The organism is Burkholderia sp. L-4, assembly GCF_056856535.1.
The window spans coordinates 775,550-797,999 of the sequence record NZ_JBXEOX010000001.1; the positions used below are offsets into that span (position 1 = coordinate 775,550).

The window sequence follows — 22,450 nt, forward strand, 5'->3', positions numbered from 1 at the left end:
CGCCTGCCGCCGCGGGCTGCGATAATCGCGTTCCAGCCAACCGGGCCGCATCACGGCCGCGTACGAGAGGACATTCGCATGGGCAACCGCTTGAGCAAGATCGCCACGCGCACCGGCGACGACGGCACCACCGGTCTCGGCGACGGACGGCGCATCGGCAAGGACGACGCGCGGATCGCGGCGATCGGCGACGTCGACGAACTGAATTCGAACCTCGGCGTGCTGCTCGCCGAGACGCTGCCGGACGACGTGCGCACCGCGCTCGTCACGATCCAGCACGACCTGTTCGATCTCGGCGGCGAGCTGTGCATTCCCGGCCACGCGGTGCTCGACGACACGCATCTCGCGCGCCTCGACCAGTGGCTCGCCGACTACAACGCGACGTTGCCGCCGCTGAAGGAATTCATCCTGCCGGCCGGTTCGCGCGCGGCGTCGCTCGCGCACGTGTGCCGGACGGTGTGCCGCCGTGCCGAGCGCTCGATCGTCGCGCTCGGCCGCCACGACACGCTCAACGATGCGCCGCGGCGCTACGTGAACCGGCTGTCCGACCTGCTGTTCGTGCTGGCGCGCGTGCTGAACCGCGCCGGCGGCGGGACGGACGTGCTGTGGGAGCGCGGGCGCGTCCGCTGACGCGCGGTCGGGTTGTTGCGCACTGCGACAATTTGCCAGAGGGAGCGTGTATTTTTAAAGATGTATTGTGTGTGCATGTTTAACGGAGAACGAACATGACCCACATCACCGCTGACCAGATGGCTCGCGTGAAGGCCACTGCCCCTGTCCTCGCCGTTCACGGCGCGACGATCACGAAGCACTTCTACCAGCGCATGTTCGCGCGCCATCCGGAACTGAAGAACCTGTTCAACCAGACGCACCAGAAGACCGGCAGCCAGCCGGAAACGCTCGCGAAGGCCGTTTATGCGTACGCCGCGAACATCGACAATCTCGGTGCGCTGGGCGGCGCGGTGTCGCACATCGCGCACAAGCACGCAAGCCTGAACATCCGCCCCGAGCATTACCCGATCGTCGGCGAGAACCTGCTCGCGTCGATCGTCGAGGTACTCGGCGACGCGGTCGACGCCGAGACGCTCGAGGCGTGGCGCGTCGCGTACGGCCAGCTCGCGCGGATCCTGATCGGCGCCGAGGCCGATCTGTATGCGGGTGCCGCGTGGAGCGGCTTCCGCCCGTTCAAGGTCGCGCGCAAGGTGCGCGAGAGCGACGAGATCACGTCGTTCCACCTGATGCCCGCCGACGGCGGCGCGGCGCCGGCCTTCGAGCCGGGCCAGTACGTCACGGTGAAGCGTTTCGTCGGCGAACTCGGCGTCGATCAGCCGCGCCAGTACAGCCTGTCCGACGCGCCGCACGGCAAGTGGCTGCGCATCTCGGTGAAGCGCGAGGCCGGCCGGCCGGAAGCGATCCCGGCCGGCAAGGTGTCGACGCTGATGCACGAAGGCGTGGAAGAGGGCGCGATCGTCGAGGTGACCGCGCCGATGGGCGAATTTTCGCTGAAGCGCGGCGTCGCGACGCCGGTCGTGCTGATCTCCGGCGGTGTCGGCCTGACGCCGATGGTGTCGATGGCGTCGACGCTGGTCGAGGAACGCAGCCCGCGTGAAGTGCGGTTCGTCCACGCGTGCCGCTCGGGCGCGGTGCACGCGTTCCGCGACTGGCTGAACGAGACGGTGCGCACGCACGCGAACGTCAAGCGCACGGTGCTGTACGAACGGGTTGGCCTGCAAGACCGGGCCGGGGTCGATCACGACCTCGAAGGGCGCTTGACGCCGGAGCGCGTGCAGCAATACGCGCTGGTGCCGGATGCCGACTACTACGTTTGCGGCCCGATCGCATTCATGAAGGCGCAACGCGATGCGCTGATCGCGCTCGGCGTCGCGCCGGAACGCATCCATACCGAGATCTTCGGGTCGGGCGCGCTCGAGTGAGGCCGCGCGCGAGACCTGCGTTTCATGAAAAAGCCCGGCGCGAGCCGGGCTTTGATTGGGGGGCGGGCACGGCGTCGTGCGTGGCGCTTCGGCGTCGCGTGATCGCGCCACACTTCGGCATCGGCGCTGACCGGTCGCATGCCTTCGGGCTTGCGCGACGGTCACGCGGTCAAACGCATCGGCATGGTCCGGACAATTCGGCAGTGCCGTCGCCGGGCGGGCCATACGGCCAGCCGGTTCGCGTCCGTCAGTTGCCGCTGCCGCGCGCGACGCGGCGTGCCTTGACCGATTCCGCGAGGCCTTCGAGTACCTTCACGCTGTCGTCCCACGCGATGCATGCGTCGGTGATGCTCTGGCCGTAGGTCAGCGCGCAGCCTTCCTTCAGGTCCTGCCGGCCCTCGACGAGGTGCGACTCGATCATCACCCCGACGATGCGCGCGTCGCCGGCCGCGATCTGGCGGCCGATGTCCGCGCAGACGGGGATCTGGTTCTCGTGCTTCTTCGAGCTGTTCGCGTGGCTCGCGTCGATCATCAGGCGTGCGGCGAGGCCGGCCTTGCCGATGTCCGCGCAGGCGGCGTTCACGCTGTCCGCGTCGTAGTTCGGCGTCTTGCCGCCGCGCAGGATCACGTGGCAGTCCTCGTTGCCGGCCGTCGACACGATCGCCGAGTGGCCGCCCTTCGTCACCGACAGGAAATGGTGCGGTTGCGACGCGGCCTTGATCGCGTCGACCGCGATCTTCACGTTGCCGTCGGTGCCGTTCTTGAAGCCGACTGGGCACGACAGCCCGGACGCGAGCTCGCGGTGCACCTGCGACTCGGTCGTGCGCGCGCCGATCGCGCCCCACGAGATCAGGTCGGCGATGTACTGCGGGCTGATCATGTCGAGGTATTCGGTCGCGGCCGGCAGCCCCATCTCGTTGATCTGCAGCAGCAGCTCGCGCGCGGTGCGCAGCCCTTCGTTGATCTTGAAGCTGTTGTCGAGGTGCGGATCGTTGATGAGCCCCTTCCAGCCGACCGTCGTGCGCGGCTTCTCGAAGTACACGCGCATCACGACTTCCAGTTCGCCCTTGAAGCGCTCGCGCTCCTTCACGAGCCGGCCCGCGTATTCGATCGCCGCCTTCGTGTCATGGATCGAGCACGGCCCGATGACGACGATCAGCCGGTCGTCCATGCCGTGCAGGATGCGGTGCATCGACTGGCGCGAGTTGTAGATCAGCTCGGACGCGGCTTCGGAGCACGCGAATTCGCGGATCAGGTGGGCGGGCGGCGTCAGTTCCTTGAGTTCGCGAATGCGGACGTCGTCGGTATTGTGCGGGGGCATGCTGTTTCTCCTAGGTTCCGGGCGCCGTTCGATCAGTGGGCGTGCGGCGGATTCATCAATTCAAGCGATTCAGTGATTTCGGTCGGGGGCCGTGGGACCGCTGCGGCGGCGACCGGGTGGCGAAGGGCGAAAAAAAACCGCCGGGTTCGCCGGCGGTTTTTTCGGGAATTTCGGTTGCGCTTTACGCGCCATCAACCCTCTCGATCCGCCAGCGGTCTGAGATACCAAAAAAAGTAAAAGTAAAACTTGGCGGACATGACGGGAATGGGGTTCGTCAAAAAAGTTGATTCGGAATTTATACCGCGTCGCCGGGCGGCTGGCAACCGGCAGCGGTCAAAAATGCGGACAATCCGCGCGTTTCACCCGAAATGCGCGGATTGTCTGCGCCGCGATGCGGTTATGCCGTACCGCCGACCGTCATCTTGTCGATCCGCAGGGTCGGCTGGCCGACGCCGACCGGCACGCTCTGGCCTTCCTTGCCGCACACACCGACGCCCGTGTCGAGCGACATGTCGTTGCCGATCATGCTCACGTACTTCAGCGATTCGGGGCCGCTGCCGATCAGCGTCGCGCCCTTCACCGGGTAGGTGATCTTGCCGTTTTCGATCATGTACGCCTCGGACGCCGAGAACACGAACTTGCCGTTCGTGATGTCGACCTGGCCGCCGCCGAAGTTCACCGCGTACAGGCCGTTCTTCACCGACGCGATGATTTCCTGCGGATCCTTGTCGCCGTTCAGCATGTACGTGTTCGTCATGCGCGGCATCGGCAGCGCCGCGTACGATTCGCGCCGCGCGTTGCCCGTGACCGGCATCTTCATCAGGCGTGCGTTCAGCGTGTCCTGGATGTAGCCCTTCAGGATGCCGTCCTCGATCAGCGTCGTGCACTGCGTCGGGTTGCCTTCGTCGTCGATGTTCAGCGAGCCGCGGCGGTTCGGCAGCGTGCCGTCGTCGACCACCGTCACGCCCTTGGCCGCGACCTGCTCGCCGATCCGGCCGGCGAATGCGGACGAGCCCTTGCGGTTGAAGTCGCCTTCGAGGCCGTGGCCGATCGCTTCGTGCAGCAGCACGCCCGGCCAGCCCGGCCCGAGCACGACCGTCATCGCGCCGGCCGGCGCGGGGCGCGCGTCGAGGTTGACGAGCGCCGCATGCACGGCGTCGTCGACGTAGCGCGACAGGACTTCGTCGGTGAAGTAGCCGTAGTCGAAGCGGCCGCCGCCGCCGCCGGAGCCGATTTCGCGGCGGCCGTTCTGCTCGGCGATCACCGTGACCGACACGCGCACGAGCGGGCGGATGTCGGCGGCGAGCGCGCCGTCGCTGCGTGCGACCAGCACGACGTCGTATTCGCCGGCGAGGCCGGCCATCACCTGCGTGACGCGCGGGTCGCGCCCGCGCGCCATCTGCTCGATGCGCTCGAGCAGCTTGACCTTGGCCGTCGCGTCGAGCGACGCGAGCGGATCGGACGGCAGGTACAGGTCGCGGCCCGAGATGCCCTTCAGCGAGCTGGCCGCCTTGATCTTCTGGCGGCCGCCGCCGGCTGCCGCGATCGCCTTGGTGGCGGCAGCGGCTTGCGCGATCGCCTCCGGCGACAGGTCGTCCGAGTACGCGAACGCGGTGCGGTCGCCCGCGACCGCGCGCACGCCGACGCCCTGGTCGATGCTGAAGCTGCCCGATTTGACGATGCCTTCCTCGAGGCTCCACGCTTCGCTGCGGGTCGCCTGGAAGTACAGGTCCGCGTAGTCGACGCGATGCGTGAAGATGTCGGCGATCGTGCGCGTGAGCAGGCTTTCGTCGAGGCCGTACGGCGTGAGCAGGATGTCCTTCGCCAGCGCGAGGTTGCGGATGCCGGGTTCGATGATGTTCATGCGGATATCGGGGGTTCTCAAAAAGTTGTCGGGTGCTGCTGGGCAGATGGGTGGGCCGCGCGGCGTTTCAAGCGGCGCGGCGGATTCAGGTCAGTACGCGGTGCCGCCATGCGGGCAGGCTCTGGCGCACCTCGGCAATGCGTTGCGGATCGATCGTGCCGGGCACGACGCTGGCGCCGACATCGCTGACCGCGACGATCTCGCCCCACGGATCGATCAGCATGCTGTGGCCCCAGGTGCGCCGGCCGTTCTCGTGCTTGCCGCCCTGCGCGGCCGCGAGCACGTAGCACTGGTTCTCGACGGCCCGCGCGCGCAGCAGCGTTTCCCAGTGCGCGCGGCCCGTCGTATACGTAAACGCCGACGGAACGACGATCAGCGCGCAGTCGCCCATCCGGCGATACAGCTCCGGAAAGCGAAGATCGTAACAGACCGACAGGCCGACCCGCCCGAACGGCGCGTCGAACGCGACGACCGTGTCGCCCGCGCGGATCGTGCGGGCCTCGTCGAACGATTCGTCGCCTTTCTCGAAGTTGAACAGGTGGATCTTGTCGTAGCGCGCGGCTTCGCTGCCGGACGGATCGAACACGAGCGTCGTGTTCAGCACGCGATCGGGCTCGGGCGCCTTCAGCGGCAGCGTGCCGCCGATCACCCAGATGCCGTGGCGGCGCGCGGCGTCCGCGAGGAAGCGCTGGATCGGGCCGTCCCGGTACGGTTCGGCGAGCGCGAGCTTGTCGGTGTCGCGGTGGCCCATGAAGCAGAAATATTCGGGCAGCAATACGAGCTGCGCGCCTTCGCCGGCGGCTTCCGCGATCAGGCGGCCCGCTTCGGCGAGATTGCGTGTGACGTCCGGCGTGCTCACCATCTGCAGCGCGGCGACCCGGAAGGGTGTGGCGGAACGGGTGTGGTCGGTCATCGCGGGATCGGTTGCGTCATAAATGGGGTGCGGCCCGGCGCCATCGGCTCACTGACCCGGATGCGCCGGATCGGCCGGACCGTGATTCATCTTACCCTGATCGCCCCGCACCCGCTCGATGTGCGGGTGCGCCCACGAGCCGGTGATCGCGTAGTCGAGCGCGAATGCGCGCGACAGCGTCTCCGACAGCGCGTAGTTCGCGGCCAGCACGCCGACGCCGAGCAGCGGGTTGATGACGGCCGCCCCGATCGCGGCCGCACCCGCGCTGATTTTCGGCGCGACGTGCGCATGGAGGTCCTGCGTCTCGGTGCCGAGATCGACGGCGCCGCGTACGGTGACGTTGGCGGGGCCCGTCATCATCGAGAAATCGTCGGTGCGCGCGATCCCGTTCGAGATCCGGCTCGTGCCGGTGATCTTGTCGAACGGCAGGCCCTTGCCGATGACGTCGCGGAAGTTCAGCGTCAGGAAGCGTGCGAGGCTCTGCAGGCTCAGCACGCCGAGCAGTTTGGCCGCGCCCGGATCGACCTTCAGGATCTGGCCGTGTTCGAGATCGAGCGCGACCTGGCCGCCGAACGTCGGGAAGTCGACCGCAGTCGGACCGCCGCGCCAGCCGACCTTGCCCGTCACCGTGCCGTGGCCGCGCTCGAGCGTGCGCGGCAGGCCGACGCGATCGAGCAGCGCGCCGGCGTCGTCGATGGCGAGCTTGAAATCGAACACGCTGCGGCGCGGCGCTTCGCTTTCGTCGGCGCCGCGGGCGAGCGCGCGGCGCGACGTGCGCCAGTTGCCGGTCGCCGTGAGCTTCGCGGCCGGGTTCGACAGCTCCAGCTTGTCGAGCTGCCACACGGGCGTGCCGTCTTCGTCGATGTTGCGCGCGTTGACGACGAGACGGCCGATGTCGTGGTCGCGCGCGACGACCTGGTCGACGATCAGGTCGATCGACGGCATCGGGCGGTCGGTCGGCGTCGGCAGGTTCATCGCGCGGCCGACGAGGTCGTGCTGCGAACTCTGCGGCACCACGAGCTTCGCGAGGCGCGCATTCAGCACGCCCGCGCCGTTGTGGCCGCCGCCCGGCGCCCACGACAGGTAGCCCGATACCTGGTTCGACGCGATGTTCGCCTGCCAGAGATCGTCGACGTGCGACGCGCCGACGATCACGTTTTCCCAGTTGCGCTTGAGCAGTTTCAGCGTGCCGAAGTGGAGCGCGAAGCGCTTCGGCGCGAAGCTCGCGAAATCGACGCGCGGCGCGCCCTGCGGCTCCGGTGCGCGCGGCGTGTCGGGCTGCAGCGTGTGGGCGAGCGCGAGCCACGCGTCGGCGTCCAGTTCGCCGACGTCGACGGCCGCGCTCACGCCGTCCTGCGGCATGTCGGGCATCCGGTGGATGCCCATCGCGCCGCGCACCGCGCGCAGCGGCTGGCCGCGCGTCGCGTCGAGCAGGTAGGTCGCGGACACCGGGCCGAGCGTCAGGTCGGCATGTTCGAGGCGCTTGCCGTCCGCCTGCGGCGCCGGCTGCAGCGTGAAGCTGAACGGCATCGGCGTGCCGGCCGGCTTCGCGAACGGCGCGGGGAAATTCAGCGCCACGCCGGTCAGGTCGGATTGCGCGTGGATGTCGGGCAGGCGGCCCGGCGCGCCGCGCACGGCGACCTTGTACGGCGCGTCGCCGACCACGTGCTCGAGCAGCGCGGCGGCCGCGCCGTGCAGGTTCAGGCCGCGTGCGGCGTCGAGCGCGAGGCGGCCGTCGACGTCCACCGTGTACGGGCCGTGCGATCGGAAGTTGCCGTTCGCGCGCACCGGGCCGCCGAGGAACCGCCCCGACAGGCCGTGCAGCGACGCGCCGGCCTCGGTGAAGCGGACGCTGCCGCGCAGCGCCGACAGCGGCGGCACGCCGCTGGTCGACAGCGTGTTGCCGCCGAACGCGAGCGCGCCTTCGACGTGCGTATGCGGATGCGCGACGTGCTGCGGAATCGTGATCTTGAGCCCGAGCGATGCCGGCCCCTGCGCGTCGATCCGCTGGCCGATATGGCCGCTCATCGTGCCGAGCGAGCTGTTGTCCGCGTAATCGATCAGGTCGGCGAGCGGGCCCTGCGCATGGCCGTCGATGATCAGCGGCGAGTGTGACGGATTGCCGAGATCGTCGATGCGGCCCGCGACCTTCGTCAGCGCGACGCGCTTGTAGTGCGCGCGGTCGATGTCGAAGCGCAGCTTGTTCTGCTTGAGCTCGAACACGCCGTCGATTCCGTCGAGCGCGGGCCAGACGCTCGGCGTGCCGTTCGCGAGCTTGCGCGGCGGGTAGGGCGTCGGCTCGAAGCGCCCGCCGGTGAACGGCGCGACGATATGGAACACGCCGGCGTCCGGCTCGTGCTCGAACGGGAATTTCTCGAGCGGGCCGCGCGCGACGATCGACGCGCCCTTGGTTACCTTGCCGTCCTGCAGCGCGTGGCCGAGATAGTCGCGCAGGTGCTCGGACATCCCGGTCGGCAGGTAGCGCGGAATGCGCGCCACCGACGCGCGCGCGAAATCGGCGCGCAGGTCGAGCGTGCCGCGGCCGTGGCCGGGGTTCGAGTACGAGCCCGACACCGCGATTTCGGCATCGGGGTTCGACACGAGCAGGTCGGGCAGCGATACGTCGACGCGCGCGTGTTTCTCGCCGGGCGCGGGCGTGATCGTCCATTTTGCGTTGCCGCGCAGCCGGTCGAACGTCAGGCGCGGCTCGTCGAATTCGCCGGGCACGGTGACGGCCGCTTGGACCGTGTCGAAATGCGCGTTGCCGCCCGTTTCGTTCGCGTCGACGCGGCCCCACAGGTTCTCGATACCCGGCCAGCCGGCGCGCGGGTGGCCGCGCGGCGAGAGTCCGGGCGGCGGCTCCTGGGCCGCGAAGCTGATGCCCTGCAGATCGCCGAGGAAGCGGTAGCGGACGATCGGCGCGGCGCCCATGCGCCGCTCTTCGTCGGCGAGGTCGGGCCGCGCGGGTTTCGCGCGCTCGACCTCGATGTGATAGTTCGACACCATCCCGCGCGGGTCGATCTTGATCAGCTCGTTGCGCAGGCGCGCCGGCAGCGGCAGCCCGCGGATGAACTCGCTGAGGATGCCGAGATCGACGCGGTCGCCCACGACGCTGATCAACTGGCCCTGCGTCGCGGTCGGCACGCGGTAGCGCGCCGTCAGCGTCGACAGCGCGAGCGAACGGGCGAGCGGCGTGCCGTCCGGCAGCGGCGGCTGGCCGAGCTCCGCGTTGAAGCGCGTCAGGTGCAGCGTGTAGTCGTGACCGGCGTCGAGCACCATGTCCCAGCCGAAGCCGACCGTCGGCACGTCGAGCCGCGGCTGCGTCGGGCGCACCCGCAGCGCGACGTCGGCGCCCTGCAGGTCGCCGCCCGCGGCGCGCAGGTGGCCGTCGCCGAAGCTCGCCCAGATCGCATTGTCGATCCGGCCCGCGTGAATCGTCAGCGGCACGTCGAGGTAGCGCGTCAGCGTCTGCAGGTCGACGGGGCCCGTCGACAGGTACGCGTCGCCGGTCCAGTTCGACGGCTTGCCGATCGGCGCGAGCGGCTTGTGTCTGAAGCGCGCGCGGAAATCGAGCGGACCGAGCAGCAGCGTGCCGTTCGCGGGCGCCTGCAGCGCGGCCTTGTGCACGCGGCCGCTGTTGAGCACCGCGAGCCGGATGCCGGACAGCACGAGCTCCGGCGCGTCGTGCTGGGCGTCGCGCCAGCGCAGCGTGCCGCCGCGCAGCACGATCGCTTCCTGCTTCAGCAGCCACGTGCCGAACGTGTCGCTGCCGCCGTGGGTGGTTGCCACGCCGACGCCCGCGACGCTCAGCGAACCGTCGGCCGCGCGCGCGACGACGAGGTCGGGCTGGTCGACGATCAGGCTCGACAGCGCGGGCGACAGCCGCAGCAGCGACATCCACGACAGCGCGGCCGTCGCGTGCGGCACCGACAGCGCGACCTTGCCGTCGCGGCCGCGGATCGTCAGGTTCGTGAGTTCGACGCCCGGCTGCATGCCGGACCAGTTCGGGGAAAGCCTGCCGATCGAAAGCTGCGCGTGGAGCTTGTCGGACACCGCGCGCTCGATGCGCGGGCGGAATTCGTCGATGCGGGGCAGCAGGACGTAGCGCAGCCCGAGGAAGGCGCCGGACGCGACGAAGTAGGTGCCGATCCCGACTGCCAGCGTCACCCTGAACACGCGACGCAGGACCGGATGATCGTGCTTCGGAGGTCCCGCTTCGGGCGCAGCTACGGCGGATTCCTGACGGTCGGACATGCGGCGGACGGGCGGCGATATGGTAGTTTTGCAGACTGACGTTGAAATGTATCACACGGGTTCGTGCCGGCGGCCGTTGCGGCAGCGCGGCACGGGCTTTCCGGCGCGCGGTGCCGCGGCGGACGCGCGAGCGTCCCGCGAGGCCGCGCCGAGTTCACGAGGCCGGCCGGCAGCGGGGCGCGCACACGCCGGCCCGCGCCGGCCGGCCGTTCCGCCAGGCCCGCTTCTCGATGACCGACGCTTCCGCCCTGATCAGCACGTCCTATTCCCGCTACCTTGCCCGCGCGGCCGCCGCACGGCCCGCGCTCGCCGAGCAGGTTGCCGCGTGGGCGGCCGCGCCGCTCGGCCGCGTGCAACTCGATGCACGCCTCACCGAATTGCTCGCGACGCCGGCCGGCACGGCCGCGCCGACCGAGGAGCAACTGAAGCGCGCGCTGCGGCAACTGCGCGCCGAGGCGTTCGGCGCGGTCGCGGAGCGCGACCTGCGCGGGCTGGCCGACGTCGCCGAGGTGACGGGCGCGATGACCGATCTCGCCGAAGTGGCCGTGCAGCGCTCGCTCGCGCTGCTGTCGGCCGAACTCGAGGTGCTGTACGGCGAGCCGCGCGGCGCCGACGGCCAGCGCGTCGTGCTCGGCGTGGTCGGGATGGGCAAGCTGGGCGGCCGCGAGCTGAACGTGTCGTCGGACATCGACCTGATCTTCGTCTACGAGGACGACGGCGAGACGACGGGCGGCACGCGTTCGCCGCTGTCCACGCAGGAATACTTCACGCGGCTCGGCCGGCGCCTGATCGGCGTGCTGTCCGAGGTCACGGCCGACGGCTACGTGTTTCGCGTCGACATGCGGCTGCGCCCGAACGGCGATTCGGGGCCGCTCGTGTGCAGCCTCGGGATGCTCGAGGAATATTTCTACGTGCAGGGGCGCGAGTGGGAGCGCTACGCATGGATCAAGGGGCGCCTCGTGTCGGAAGGCGCCAGCGACGCGGCGCAGCGGCTCGCCGCGCAGCTCGAGTCGCTCGTCAAGCCGTTCGTGTACCGCCGTTATCTGGATTTCGGCGTGATCGGCGCGATCCGTTCGCTGCACCAGCAGATCCGGCAGGAAGCCGCGCGCCGCGCGTCGATGCGGCCCGACAAGGCCGACGACGTCAAGCTCGGGCGCGGCGGGATCCGCGAGATCGAGTTCAGCGCGCAGGTGTTCCAGCTGATCCGCGGCGGCCAGGATGCGGAATTCCGCGTGCGGCCGACGCTCGCGGTGCTGCGTCATGCGCAGGCGCGCGGGCTGATCGGCGAGGACGTGCGCGCCCGCCTGACCGATGCTTACAATTTCCTGCGCACGCTCGAGCACCGGCTGCAGTACCGCAACGACGCGCAGACGCATGCGATGCCGGTCGAGTCCGACGAACGCGCGGCGCTGGCCGCCTCGCTCGGCTTTGCCGACTACGCGGCGCTGATGACGGTGCTGGACGAGCACCGGAACTTCGTCGAGGCGCAGTTCGACCAGATCTTCGCGGACAAGGTGAAGGGCGGCGGCCCTTGCGCGGCGGGTGACGACACGGCCGCTGCATGGATCTGGAGCGGCGCGCTGGGCGACGACGGCGAGGACGACGCGCTGGTCGCGCGCCTCGACGGCCTCGGCTTCGCCGATCCGGCCGCCGTGCTCGCGCGGCTGCGTGCGATCTGGCAATCGACGCGCTACATGGGCCTGCCCGAAAAGAGCCGGCAGCGCTTCGACCGCGTCGCGCAGCGGGCGCTCGACGCCGCGCCGACGATCGATGCCGCGCGGCGCGACGACACGATCGTGCGCCTGTTCGACCTGCTCGAGACGGTCAGCCGGCGCGGCGTTTATCTTGCGCTGCTGACCGAATATCCGGCCGCGCTCGATCGCGTGCTGTCGGTGCTCGGCGCGACGCGCTGGGGCGGCGGCTACCTGATCCGCCACCCGCAATTGCTGGATGAACTGCTCGACGACGAGGTGATCGCGAGCCCGTTCGACTGGCCCGCGTTCAAGGACGCGCTGCGCGCGCGCCTCGCGGCGGCCGACGGCCCCGAGCAGCAGATGGACCTGCTGCGCCATGCGCAGCACGCCGAGGTGTTCCGGATCCTGCTGATCGACCTGGCCGGGCAACTGTCGGTCGAGCATGTGAGCGACCGGCTGTCCGAGCTGGCCGACGCGGTGCTCGACGTGACGATCGAAGTCGTCTGGTCGCAGCTCGCGAAACGCCATCGCGACGTGCCGAAGTTCGCGGTGATCGCGTACGGCAAGCTGGGCGGCAAGGAACTCGGCTACGCGTCCGATCTCGACCTGATCTTCCTGTACGACGACCCCGACGAGCGCTCGGCGGACGTCTACACGACCTTCACGCGGCGCCTGATCACGTGGCTCACGACCGCGACCGGTGCCGGCGCGCTGTTCGACATCGACCTGCGCCTGCGGCCGAACGGCGAGGCCGGGCTGCTCGTCACCGATCTCGATGCGTTCCGCCGCTACCAGCTGCGCGAGGGCGACGCCGCGAACACGGCATGGGTGTGGGAGCACCAGGCGCTGACGCGTGCCCGCTACAGCGCGGGCGATGCGCGGATCGGCGAGGACTTCGAGGCGATCCGCCAGCAGGTGCTGACCACGCCGCGCGACGGCGGCGTGCTCGCGAAGGAGATCGTCGACATGCGCGAGAAGGTATTTGCCGGCCATCCGAACCAGACCGAGCTGTTCGATCTGAAGCACGATCGCGGCGGGATGGTCGACATCGAGTTCATCGTCCAGTACTGGGTGCTGCTGCACGCGTCGAGCGACGCCGAGCTGATCCGCAATACCGGCAACATCGCGCTGCTGCGCGAGGTCGCGCGCTTCGGGCTGATGGGCGAGGACGAGGCCGAGCGCGTCGGCGCCGCGTACCGCAAGTACCGGAAGCTGCAGCACAAGCTGCGGCTCGACGGGATGGAGAAGGCGCGCGTCGATCCGGCCGTGGTGGCGGACGAGCGGGCGGCCGTGACGGCGCTGTGGGCGCGCGTGTTCGGTGCGGTTGAAACGGGCGTTTGAACGAAGGCAGGGCGGGCGCGGTTTCGACGCGCGTACCGTCCGCCGCGTATCGCGAGCGCGCCGGGCTGGAGCGGCGCAGGCCGACGGCCGTGTCAGGCCGCCAGCATTTCCTTCGCGTGCTTGCGCGTCGTGGCCGTGATCTCGAGCCCGCCGAGCATCCGCGCGACTTCCTCGATCCGGCTGGCGCGGTCGAGCGCGACGACCGTCGACACGGTGCCGCCGCGATCGTCGGCGCCCTTCGCGACCTGGAAGTGATGGTCGCCGCGCGCGGCGACCTGCGGCAGGTGCGTCACGCACAGCACCTGGCGGTCGCGCCCGAGCTGGTGCAGCAGACGGCCGACCACTTCGGCGACGCCGCCGCCGATCCCCGTGTCGACTTCGTCGAAGATCAGCGTCGGCGTCGGGCTCGCCGCGCTGGCGATGACCGCGAGCGCGAGGCTGATGCGCGCGAGCTCGCCGCCCGACGCGACCTTCGCGAGCGGCCGCAGCGGCACGCCGGGGTGCCCGGCGACGCGGAATTCGACCTGTTCGAGCCCGTGCGGGCCGCCGTCGGCGAGCGGCACGAGCGCGACTTCGAAGCTGCCGCCCGCCATCGACAACTCCTGCATGCCGGCCGTGACGGCCGTGCCGAGCGCCTTCGCGGCCTGCGCGCGCGCCTTGGACAGGTGTCGCGCGTCGGCGAGATAGGCTTCGCGCGCCTTCGCCTGGGCGGCCACGAGCGCGCCGAGATCGGCTGCCGCGTCGAGCGCGGCGAGCTGCGCGCGGCGCGCCGCATGTTCCTCGTGCAGCGTGTCGGGCGGCAGCCGGAACTTGCGGGCGGTCGAGTGCAGCGCATCGAGACGCGTCTCGACCTGCGCGAGCCGCTCGGGATCGAGATCGACGCGCTGCGCGTAGTGCGACAGCGAATAGACGGCTTCCTGCAGCTGGATCTCGGCCGGTTCGAGCGACGCGAGCGCGTCGCCGAGCGCGGTGTCGTAGTCGGCCAGGCTGCGCAGTTTCGACACGATCGCGCCGAGCTGCGCGAGCATCGCGTCGTCGGATTCGGACAGCGCGTTGAGCGCGCCGCGCACACCCTCGATCAGGTTCGCCGAATGCGACAGCCGCTTGTGCTCGTTGCTGACTTCGTCCCACTCGCCGGGCTGCGGCGCGAGCTTGTCGAGTTCGGCGAGCTGCCACGCGAGCTTTTCGCGTTCGAGCTGCAGTTCGCGCTCGTGCGCCTTCGCGGCGTCGATCGCCTGTGTCGCGTCCCGCCACACGCGCCATGCGCGCGCGACGTTCGCCGCATCGGCGACGAGCCCCGCGTGCGTGTCGAACAGCTCGCGCTGCGCGTCGGGCCGCATCAGCAGCTGGTGCGCATGCTGGCCGTGGATGTCGACGAGCATTTCGCCGAGTTCGCGCAGCTGCGCGAGCGTCGCGCTGGTGCCGTTGATGAACGCGCGCGACCGGCCGTTCGCGTCGATCACGCGGCGCAGCATCACGGTGTCCTCGGTGTCGAACGCGTGTTCGTCGAGCCAGCGCGCGACGCGGTCGTGCGGCGTGAATTCGGCCGTGATGTCGGCGCGGCCGCAGCCGGTGCGCACGACGCTCGCGTCGGCGCGTTCGCCGAGCGCGAGGGCAAGGGCGTCGATCAGGATCGATTTCCCGGCGCCGGTCTCGCCGGAAAAGACGGAAAAGCCGCTGTCGAATTCGAGATCGAGCGCGGCGACGATGACGAAGTCGCGGATCGAGAGGTGACGGAGCATGGTGTCGGGCGGAGCGGCGTCAGGACGCCTTGTCGTCTTCGTTCGAGGCGTGTTCGTTCCAGTGCAGCTTCTTGCGCAGCGTCGCGTAGTAGCTGTAGCCGATCGGGTGCAGGAACGGCACCGTGTGCTTCGAGCGGCGCACCTCGATCGTGTCGTTTAGCTCGAGCGACGTGAACGACTGCATGTCGAAGTTCACGTTGACGTCGCGCCCGCCGACGATCTGGATCGCGATTTTCGAGTCGTCGGGCAGCACGATCGGCCGGTTCGACAGCGCGTGCGGCGCGATCGGCACGAGCACGACGCCGGCCAGCTGCGGATGCAGAATCGGGCCGGCCGACGACAGCGCGTAGGCGGTCGAGCCGGTCGGCGTCGCGACGATCAGGCCGTCGGAACGCTGGTTGTACATGTACCGGCCGTCGACCGACGCGCGCAGCTCGACCATCCCGGAGAAGCCGCTGCGGTTCACGACGACGTCGTTGAACGCGATCGCGTGGTAGATCGGTTCGCCGTCGCGCATGATCCGCGCCTCGAGCAGCGCGCGCTCCTCGCGCTCGAACTTGCCGGACAGCAGCACCGGGACGAGCGCGTGCATGTCGGCGGCCGCGATGTCCGTGATGAAGCCGAGCCGCCCGTGGTTGATCCCGATCAGCGGTGTCCGGTACGGCGCCAGCTGGCGGCCGATGCCGAGCATCGTGCCGTCGCCGCCGAGCACGACCGCCACGTCCGCACGCGCCCCGATTTCGGCCGGGGTGAGCGCCGGGTAGCCGGTGATGCCGATCTCGCGCGCGGTGTCACCTTCGAACACGACCTCGAAGCCGAGCTTCGCGATGCTGGCGGCCAGCGTGGCGAGCGGTTCGGCGATGCCGGGCGTGTTGCTCCGGCCGACGAGCGCGACAGTATTGAACTGATTACCGGTTTTCATGCCGGCATTACACCATAGCTCGTTGACGAAAAGAACCGGCTGTGCGCCGACGGGGCCGGATCGGGCCGGCCCGCGCAACGGTGGCCGACGCCACTCGCCGCGGTCGCGCGGTTGCGCTAAAATTTTCCACCATGCTAGATCCTCGCGCACGAACCCTCCTGAAAACCCTGATCGAACGGTATATCGCCGACGGTCAGCCAGTCGGATCGCGCACGTTGTCCCGTTACTCCGGGCTCGAGCTGAGCCCGGCGACGATCCGCAACGTGATGTCCGACCTGGAGGAGCTCGGCCTCGTGTCGAGCCCGCACACGTCGGCCGGCCGCGTGCCGACGCCGCGCGGCTATCGGCTCTTCGTCGACACGATGCTGACGGTCGAGGCGCCGATCGACGCCGAGGCCGTCGCGCGGCAGGTGCAGCACACGCTGCAGGCCGGCGAGCCGCAGCAGCGGGTGGTCGCGGCCGCCGCGAGCGTGCTGTCGAACCTGTCGCAGTTCGCGGGTGTCGTGCTGACGCCGCGCCGCAGCCACGTATTCAAGCAGATCGAGTTCATGCGCCTGTCCGACAAGCGCATCCTGCTGATCATCGTCACGCCCGAGGGCGACGTGCAGAACCGCATGCTCGCGACGCCGCGCGACTATTCGCCGTCGCAGCTGACCGAGGCGTCCAACTACATCAACGCGCATTTCGCCGGCCTGTCGTTCGACGAGGTGCGCCGCCGCCTGCGCGACGAGATCGACCAGCTGCGCGGCGACATGACCACGCTGATGCACGCGGCCGTGACGGCCAGTACCGAGGTGCCCGACACCGAGGACACCGTGCTGATTTCCGGCGAGCGCAACCTGCTCGAAGTGGCGGATCTGTCGTCCGACATGGCGCGGCTGCGCAAGCTGTTCGACGTGTTCGACCAAAAGACGGGCCTCCTGCAACTGCTCGACGTGTCGAGCCACGCCCAGGGCGTGCAGATCTTCATCGGCGGCGAATCGACGCTCGTGCCGATCGAGGAAATGAGCGTCGTCACCGCGCCTTACGAGGTGAACGGGAAGATCGTCGGCACGCTCGGCGTGATCGGCCCGACCCGGATGGCGTACAACCGCGTGATACCGATCGTCGACATCACCGCGCGCCTGCTGTCGCTCACGCTGAGCCAGCAATAGCCAGCAATAGCCTGCAATAGCCTGCAATCGGCAGCCTGATCCCGCCCCGTCATCATGTCGTCATGCCGCCCGCGCCGACAGTCGGCCGAACGGCAAGGGGCGGCCCGCTATAATTGAGAGCCGTCCGGTCCCGTGCCCCGAGCACGTTCTTGCCCATGCGTTTCGATCTTGAGCCGCCTTCGAGCATCGCTGCTGCCCATCGCATCGGGGTGCTGCTGATCAATCTCGGCACGCCCGACGCACCCACGCCGCGCGCCGTGCGGCGCTACCTGGCCGAATTCCTGTCGGATCCGCGCGTCGTCGAGATTCCGCAGGCCGTCTGGCAGGTGCTGCTGCGCACGCTGATCCTGCCGCTGCGCGGCCGCGCCTCCGCGAAGAAGTACGCGGCCGTCTGGATGCCCGAAGGCTCGCCGCTGCGCGTGTACACGGAGCGCCAGACCGACAGCGTGCGGCACCTGCTCGCGTCGAACGGTTATCACGTGATGGTCGACTACGCGATGCGCTACGGCAGCCCGAACATTTCGCACGCGCTTGCACAGTTCAAGCGCGCGGGCGTCGAGCGCGTGCTGCTGATGCCGATGTATCCGCAATATTCGGCGTCGACCACGGCCACCGCATTCGATGCCGCCTTCGACGCGCTCGCGCGCATGCGCAACCAGCCGGAAGTCCGCACGGTGCGGCACTACGCCGACCATCCGGCCTATATCCACGCGCTGGCCGAGCAGGTGCGCCAGTACTGGGCACAGCACGGCCGGCCCGACTTCGCGGCCGGCGACAAGCTCGTGCTGAGTTTCCACGGCGTGCCGAAGCGCACGCTCGACCTCGGCGACCCGTATCACGACCAGTGCCAGCAGACGGGCGCGTTGCTGATGGCCGCGCTCGGGCTGTCGACGACCGAGTGCCGCGTCACGTTCCAGTCGCGCTTCGGCAAGGCCGAATGGCTGCAGCCGTACACGGCGCCGACGCTGCGCGAGTTCGGCGAGGCCGGCGTGCGGCGGGCCGACGTGTTCTGTCCCGGTTTCACGGCCGATTGCCTGGAGACGATCGAGGAGATCGGCATGGAAGTGCGCGACGAGTTCCTCGCCGGCGGCGGCAAGACGTTCCACCGCATTCCGTGCCTGAACGGCGCGCACGCGTGGATCGGCGCGCTCGGCGAGATCGTTGCCGAGAATCTGCAGGGCTGGCCGGTCAAGGCCGCGCAGCCCGAGACGGTGAACTGAGATGAAACGACTCTCACGCCCGCCTGGTTCGCCGCCGCCCGACGGGGCGGCGAGCCTCCCTGGGGCGGCCCGGCGGAGGCCGACATGAATTACAGGATTTCCACGGATCCGGGCGCGAAGCTGCGCATCGACAAATGGCTATGGGCGGCCCGCTTCTTCAAGACGCGCTCGCTTGCGACCGATGCGGTCGACAAGGGGCACGTGAAGATCGGCGGCGCGGCGGTCAAGCCGGCGAAGGACGTGCGGGTCGGCGACGAGGTCGAGATTGCGATCGACGGCATCGTCTGGCACATTGCCGTGCTGGGCGTGTGCGACGTGCGCGGGCCGGCGAGCGTCGCGCAGACGCTTTACCAGGAAACGGAAGCGGGGCGGGCCGCGCGGCTCGCCGAACTGGAGCGGCGCCGCACGTATCGCGAGCCGGCGGCCGAACTGCACGGCCGGCCGACGAAGCGCGACCGGCGCATCATCGACAGATTTTCTGGTGGGAGCTGAACATCTGGTCGAAGGTCGCCCGCGCGCTGCCGTATTCGGTCGTGCGGTCTGTGACGGCTCCCGACAGGCAGATGGTGGTGGTGCCGGCAATGAGTACCAGCGCGACCACCGATATCGCAAAGGTCAGTTTCACGGTACTCCCCTCGAACACAAGGGTGAAAACGGCGCCAGGTGGTGTAAGGCGTCGGTCAGCTAGGGTAAACACGCTTTTCCGACGCTTGAGTGGAGTGTAGTGCAGCCGGCCTGTGCGGAGCTAGTCCTTGCCCGGTAAGCGTTGTTACAGGCCGTTTCGCCCGATCTGGCGGACTATGCGGCGCATGCACCGGCGAAACGCGCGGTTGTTTCGCGGCATTGGAGAATGCCGGCGAATAACCCTCTTGAAATCGCAGTTTCCGCCCTTATCTGCACCAGCAATGTGCGGTACCGCCGGTTATACGATCCGGCGATTGCCGATTTGGCTTCAACCTCTAATCGACTTTCAGCGACATGGAAAACACGCAAGAGAACCCGGCACCCCAATCGGCCGAAGACAACGGCAGCGAGAAGCAGGCGGCGCAAGGCGCCGCGCCCGCCGCCGAAGCCGCCGACGCGGCGCTCGCGGAGGCTCAAGCCAAGGTCGCCGAGCTGCAGGAAAGCTTCCTGCGGGCGAAGGCCGAGACCGAGAACGTCCGCCGCCGCGCGCAGGACGACGTGTCGAAGGCGCACAAGTTCGCGATCGAGAGCTTCGCGGAACACCTGCTGCCCGTGCTGGACAGCCTGGAAGCGGCCGTCAGCGACACCTCCGGCGACATCGCGAAGGTGCGGGAAGGCGTCGAGCTGACGCTGCGCCAGCTGACGAGCGCGCTCGAGAAGGGCCGCGTCGTCGCCATCAACCCGGTCGGCGAGAAGTTCGATCCGCACCAGCACCAGGCGATTTCGATGGTGCCGGCCGAGCAGGAGCCGAACACCGTCGTCACCGTGCTGCAAAAGGGCTATACGATCGCCGACCGCGTGCTGCGCCCGGCGCTCGTCACCGTCGCCCAGCCGAAGTAAGGCCGCCGCCATGGTGCCCGCCGGCGTCGATCCGGCCGCGTTCGACGCGTTCGACATGCAGGCGCTCGACGCCGGTTCGTTCGACGCGGCGCTCGACGGCGCGGGCGACGCGCTGGCGGTGGTGTTCTTCTGGGGCGTCGACTGCTTCAACTGCGAGATCGCGAAGAAGGCGATGCTCGCCCAGCCCGACGCGATCCGCGCGCTGGATCTGAAGTGGTTCCATTGCAACGTGTACGAACACCATCAGCTGGGGCGCCGCTTCGGGCTGCACGGCGTGCCGACGTGGTTCTTTTTCCACCGCGGCAAGCGGCTGGGCCGCGCGACGGGCTGGCATGGCCTCGCGCAGTTCCAGGCGGCCGTGTCGGCGGCGCGCGCGAAGGTCGCGGCGGCGGGCGATGGCCCGCACGATCCGGCTACCGGCGGCGATTGAAAAAATTTAATATCCGCATCGCTCGTCGGGTCTTGAAAACGAACCGGACGGACGCATTTCGGGAACAGAGTTGAATTCTGGCGCGCGAAACCGCCCCAAAACGCGGGTTTTCGCGCAGCAAACAGGCATTTCTGGAGATTAGGAAAAATGGGAAAGATCATCGGTATTGACCTCGGCACCACGAACTCGTGCGTCGCCATCATGGAAGGCAACCAGGTCAAGGTCATCGAGAACTCGGAAGGCACGCGCACCACGCCGTCGATCATCGCGTACATGGACGACAACGAAGTCCTCGTCGGCGCGCCGGCCAAGCGTCAGTCGGTGACCAACCCGAAGAACACGCTGTTCGCGGTGAAGCGCCTGATCGGCCGCCGCTTCGAAGAGAAGGAAGTCCAGAAGGACATCGGCCTGATGCCGTACTCGATCATCAAGGCCGACAACGGCGATGCATGGGTCGAAGCACACGGCGAAAAGCTCGCGCCGCCGCAGGTTTCGGCGGAAGTGCTGCGCAAGATGAAGAAGACGGCCGAAGACTACCTCGGCGAGCCGGTCACGGAAGCCGTGATCACGGTGCCGGCGTACTTCAACGACAGCCAGCGCCAGGCGACCAAGGACGCTGGCCGCATCGCGGGCCTCGAGGTCAAGCGGATCATCAACGAGCCGACCGCGGCCGCGCTCGCGTTCGGCCTCGACAAGGCCGAGAAGGGCGACCGCAAGATCGCCGTGTATGACCTCGGCGGCGGCACGTTCGACGTGTCGATCATCGAGATCGCGGACGTCGACGGCGAAATGCAGTTCGAAGTGCTGTCGACCAACGGCGACACGTTCCTCGGCGGCGAAGACTTCGACCAGCGCATCATCGATTACATCATCGGCGAGTTCAAGAAGGAGCAGGGCGTCGACCTGTCGAAGGACGTGCTCGCGCTGCAGCGCCTGAAGGAAGCCGCCGAAAAGGCGAAGATCGAGCTGTCGTCGAGCCAGCAGACCGAAATCAACCTGCCGTACATCACGGCGGACGCGTCGGGCCCGAAGCACTTGAACCTGAAGATCACCCGCGCGAAGCTGGAAGCGCTGGTGGAAGACCTCGTCGAGCGCACGATCGAACCGTGCCGCATCGCGATCAAGGACGCAGGCGTCAAGGTGTCGGACATCGACGACGTGATCCTGGTCGGCGGCCAGACGCGCATGCCGAAGGTCATGGAGAAGGTGAAGGAGTTCTTCGGCAAGGATCCGCGCCGTGACGTGAACCCGGACGAAGCCGTCGCAGTCGGCGCGGCGATCCAGGGCCAGGTCCTGTCGGGCGACCGCAAGGACGTGCTGCTGCTCGACGTGACCCCGCTGTCGCTCGGTATCGAGACGCTCGGCGGCGTGATGACGAAGATGATCAGCAAGAACACGACGATCCCGACGAAGCACGCACAGGTGTACTCGACGGCCGACGACAACCAGGGCGCCGTGACGATCAAGGTGTTCCAGGGCGAACGCGAAATGGCAGCGGGCAACAAGCTGCTCGGCGAGTTCAACCTCGAAGGCATTCCGCCCGCACCGCGCGGCGTGCCGCAGATCGAAGTGACCTTCGACATCGACGCGAACGGCATCCTGCACGTCGGCGCGAAGGACAAGGCGACCGGCAAGGAAAACAAGATCACGATCAAGGCGAACTCGGGCCTGTCCGAAGCCGAAATCGACCAGATGATCAAGGACGCGGAAGCGAACGCGGCGGAAGACCACAAGCTGCGCGAGCTGGCTGATTCGCGCAACCAGGGCGACGCGCTGGTCCACAGCACCAAGAAGGCGCTGACCGAGTACGGCGACAAGCTGGACGCGGGCGAGAAGGAAGCGATCGAAGCGTCGCTGAAGTCCCTCGAGGAAGTGCTGAAGGACACGTCGGCCGACAAGGCGGCGATCGACGCGAAGGTCGAGGAGCTTGGCAAGGTGTCGCAGAAGCTCGGCGAGAAGATGTACGCCGACATGCAGGCCCAGCAGGCAGGTGCGGCTGGCGCGGCCGGTGCGGCGGAAGGCGCGGCCCACGCGGGCGGCGCCCAGCAGGCCGCCGACGATGTCGTCGACGCCGAGTTCAAGGAAGTGAAGAAGGACTAAGCCGGGTTGCAATGGCACCGCACGCCGCGCGCGAAAC

General features: G+C 68.7%; 16 protein-coding genes. 9 read left to right on the plus strand and 7 right to left on the minus strand.

From position 1 onward, the window contains the following. Positions 1 to 78: 78 nt before the first annotated feature. Together AC1VVG_RS03665 and hmpA are read left to right on the plus strand one after the other, a co-directional pair. Positions 79 to 630, plus strand: a complete 552-nt coding sequence (locus AC1VVG_RS03665) for a cob(I)yrinic acid a,c-diamide adenosyltransferase (protein ID WP_034187155.1) — start codon at positions 79 to 81, stop codon at positions 628 to 630. A 95-nt stretch (positions 631 to 725) separates the two neighbouring features. Beyond that, positions 726 to 1,934 carry an NO-inducible flavohemoprotein gene (gene hmpA, locus AC1VVG_RS03670; protein WP_226227337.1) on the plus strand — a complete coding sequence of 403 codons (1,209 nt, stop codon included), beginning with the start codon at positions 726 to 728 and terminating at the stop codon, positions 1,932 to 1,934. A 247-nt stretch (positions 1,935 to 2,181) separates the two neighbouring features. On the opposite strand, the gene aroG is transcribed toward hmpA, so the two are convergent. From aroG to AC1VVG_RS03690, 4 genes are all read right to left on the minus strand, one after another. After that, positions 2,182 to 3,255 (minus strand): 3-deoxy-7-phosphoheptulonate synthase AroG, encoded by a 1,074-nt coding sequence (gene aroG, locus AC1VVG_RS03675; RefSeq protein WP_034187157.1) that lies wholly within the window; start codon positions 3,253 to 3,255, stop codon positions 2,182 to 2,184. A gap of 397 nt (positions 3,256 to 3,652) precedes the next feature. Continuing rightward, entirely contained in the window at positions 3,653 to 5,119 is a 1,467-nt protein-coding gene (tldD, locus tag AC1VVG_RS03680) for a metalloprotease TldD (protein ID WP_034187158.1), read from the minus strand. Between the two features lie 85 nt (positions 5,120 to 5,204). Then, positions 5,205 to 6,032: a carbon-nitrogen hydrolase family protein gene (locus AC1VVG_RS03685; RefSeq protein WP_034187159.1), complete on the minus strand. Its 828-nt coding sequence runs from the start codon at positions 6,030 to 6,032 to the stop codon at positions 5,205 to 5,207. Between the two features lie 48 nt (positions 6,033 to 6,080). Next, positions 6,081 to 10,286, minus strand: coding sequence for a YhdP family phospholipid transporter (locus AC1VVG_RS03690; RefSeq protein ID WP_482835260.1), 4,206 nt, complete (start codon positions 10,284 to 10,286; stop codon positions 6,081 to 6,083). Positions 10,287 to 10,516: 230 nt separating this feature from the next. Here AC1VVG_RS03690 and glnE point away from each other — a divergent pair, with 230 nt between their 5' ends. Continuing rightward, positions 10,517 to 13,321: a bifunctional [glutamate--ammonia ligase]-adenylyl-L-tyrosine phosphorylase/[glutamate--ammonia-ligase] adenylyltransferase gene (glnE, locus tag AC1VVG_RS03695; RefSeq protein ID WP_124669283.1), complete on the plus strand. Its 2,805-nt coding sequence runs from the start codon at positions 10,517 to 10,519 to the stop codon at positions 13,319 to 13,321. A gap of 92 nt (positions 13,322 to 13,413) precedes the next feature. Here the strand turns inward: glnE and recN are convergent, their stop codons facing one another. After that, the gene (recN, locus tag AC1VVG_RS03700; protein WP_226227335.1) at positions 13,414 to 15,063 is read right to left on the minus strand and encodes a DNA repair protein RecN; all 1,650 of its coding nucleotides are present in this window, start codon (positions 15,061 to 15,063) and stop codon (positions 13,414 to 13,416) included. A 19-nt stretch (positions 15,064 to 15,082) separates the two neighbouring features. Beyond that, entirely contained in the window at positions 15,083 to 15,985 is a 903-nt protein-coding gene (locus AC1VVG_RS03705) for an NAD kinase (RefSeq protein WP_034187163.1), read from the minus strand. A gap of 131 nt (positions 15,986 to 16,116) precedes the next feature. On the opposite strand from AC1VVG_RS03705, the gene hrcA reads away from it, so the two are divergent. The 3 genes from hrcA to AC1VVG_RS03720 all read left to right on the plus strand — a co-directional run bounded on the left by hrcA (position 16,117) and on the right by AC1VVG_RS03720 (position 18,851). Next, positions 16,117 to 17,139, plus strand: coding sequence for a heat-inducible transcriptional repressor HrcA (gene hrcA / locus AC1VVG_RS03710; protein WP_034187164.1), 1,023 nt, complete (start codon positions 16,117 to 16,119; stop codon positions 17,137 to 17,139). A gap of 155 nt (positions 17,140 to 17,294) precedes the next feature. After that, on the plus strand, positions 17,295 to 18,359 hold the full coding sequence (gene hemH / locus AC1VVG_RS03715; RefSeq protein ID WP_034187165.1) for a ferrochelatase: 1,065 nt from the start codon (positions 17,295 to 17,297) through the stop codon (positions 18,357 to 18,359). 84 nt (positions 18,360 to 18,443) lie between these two features. Then, positions 18,444 to 18,851, plus strand: a complete 408-nt coding sequence (locus AC1VVG_RS03720; RefSeq protein ID WP_034187166.1) for an RNA-binding S4 domain-containing protein — start codon at positions 18,444 to 18,446, stop codon at positions 18,849 to 18,851. Here the strand turns inward: AC1VVG_RS03720 and AC1VVG_RS03725 are convergent. Next, the gene (locus tag AC1VVG_RS03725; protein ID WP_006476841.1) at positions 18,823 to 18,984 is read right to left on the minus strand and encodes a hypothetical protein; all 162 of its coding nucleotides are present in this window, start codon (positions 18,982 to 18,984) and stop codon (positions 18,823 to 18,825) included. The genes AC1VVG_RS03720 and AC1VVG_RS03725 overlap by 29 nt on opposite strands. A 353-nt stretch (positions 18,985 to 19,337) precedes the next feature. Here AC1VVG_RS03725 and grpE point away from each other — a divergent pair, with 353 nt between their 5' ends. From grpE to dnaK, 3 genes are all read left to right on the plus strand, one after another. Further along, positions 19,338 to 19,883, plus strand: coding sequence for a nucleotide exchange factor GrpE (gene grpE / locus AC1VVG_RS03730; protein ID WP_034187167.1), 546 nt, complete (start codon positions 19,338 to 19,340; stop codon positions 19,881 to 19,883). Positions 19,884 to 19,893: 10 nt separating this feature from the next. Beyond that, a complete protein-coding gene (locus tag AC1VVG_RS03735; RefSeq protein ID WP_049036284.1) occupies positions 19,894 to 20,313 on the plus strand; it encodes a thioredoxin family protein in 420 nt (139 codons plus the stop codon). 147 nt (positions 20,314 to 20,460) lie between these two features. After that, positions 20,461 to 22,413 (plus strand): molecular chaperone DnaK, encoded by a 1,953-nt coding sequence (gene dnaK, locus AC1VVG_RS03740; protein ID WP_021162213.1) that lies wholly within the window; start codon positions 20,461 to 20,463, stop codon positions 22,411 to 22,413. Positions 22,414 to 22,450 lie beyond the last annotated feature (37 nt).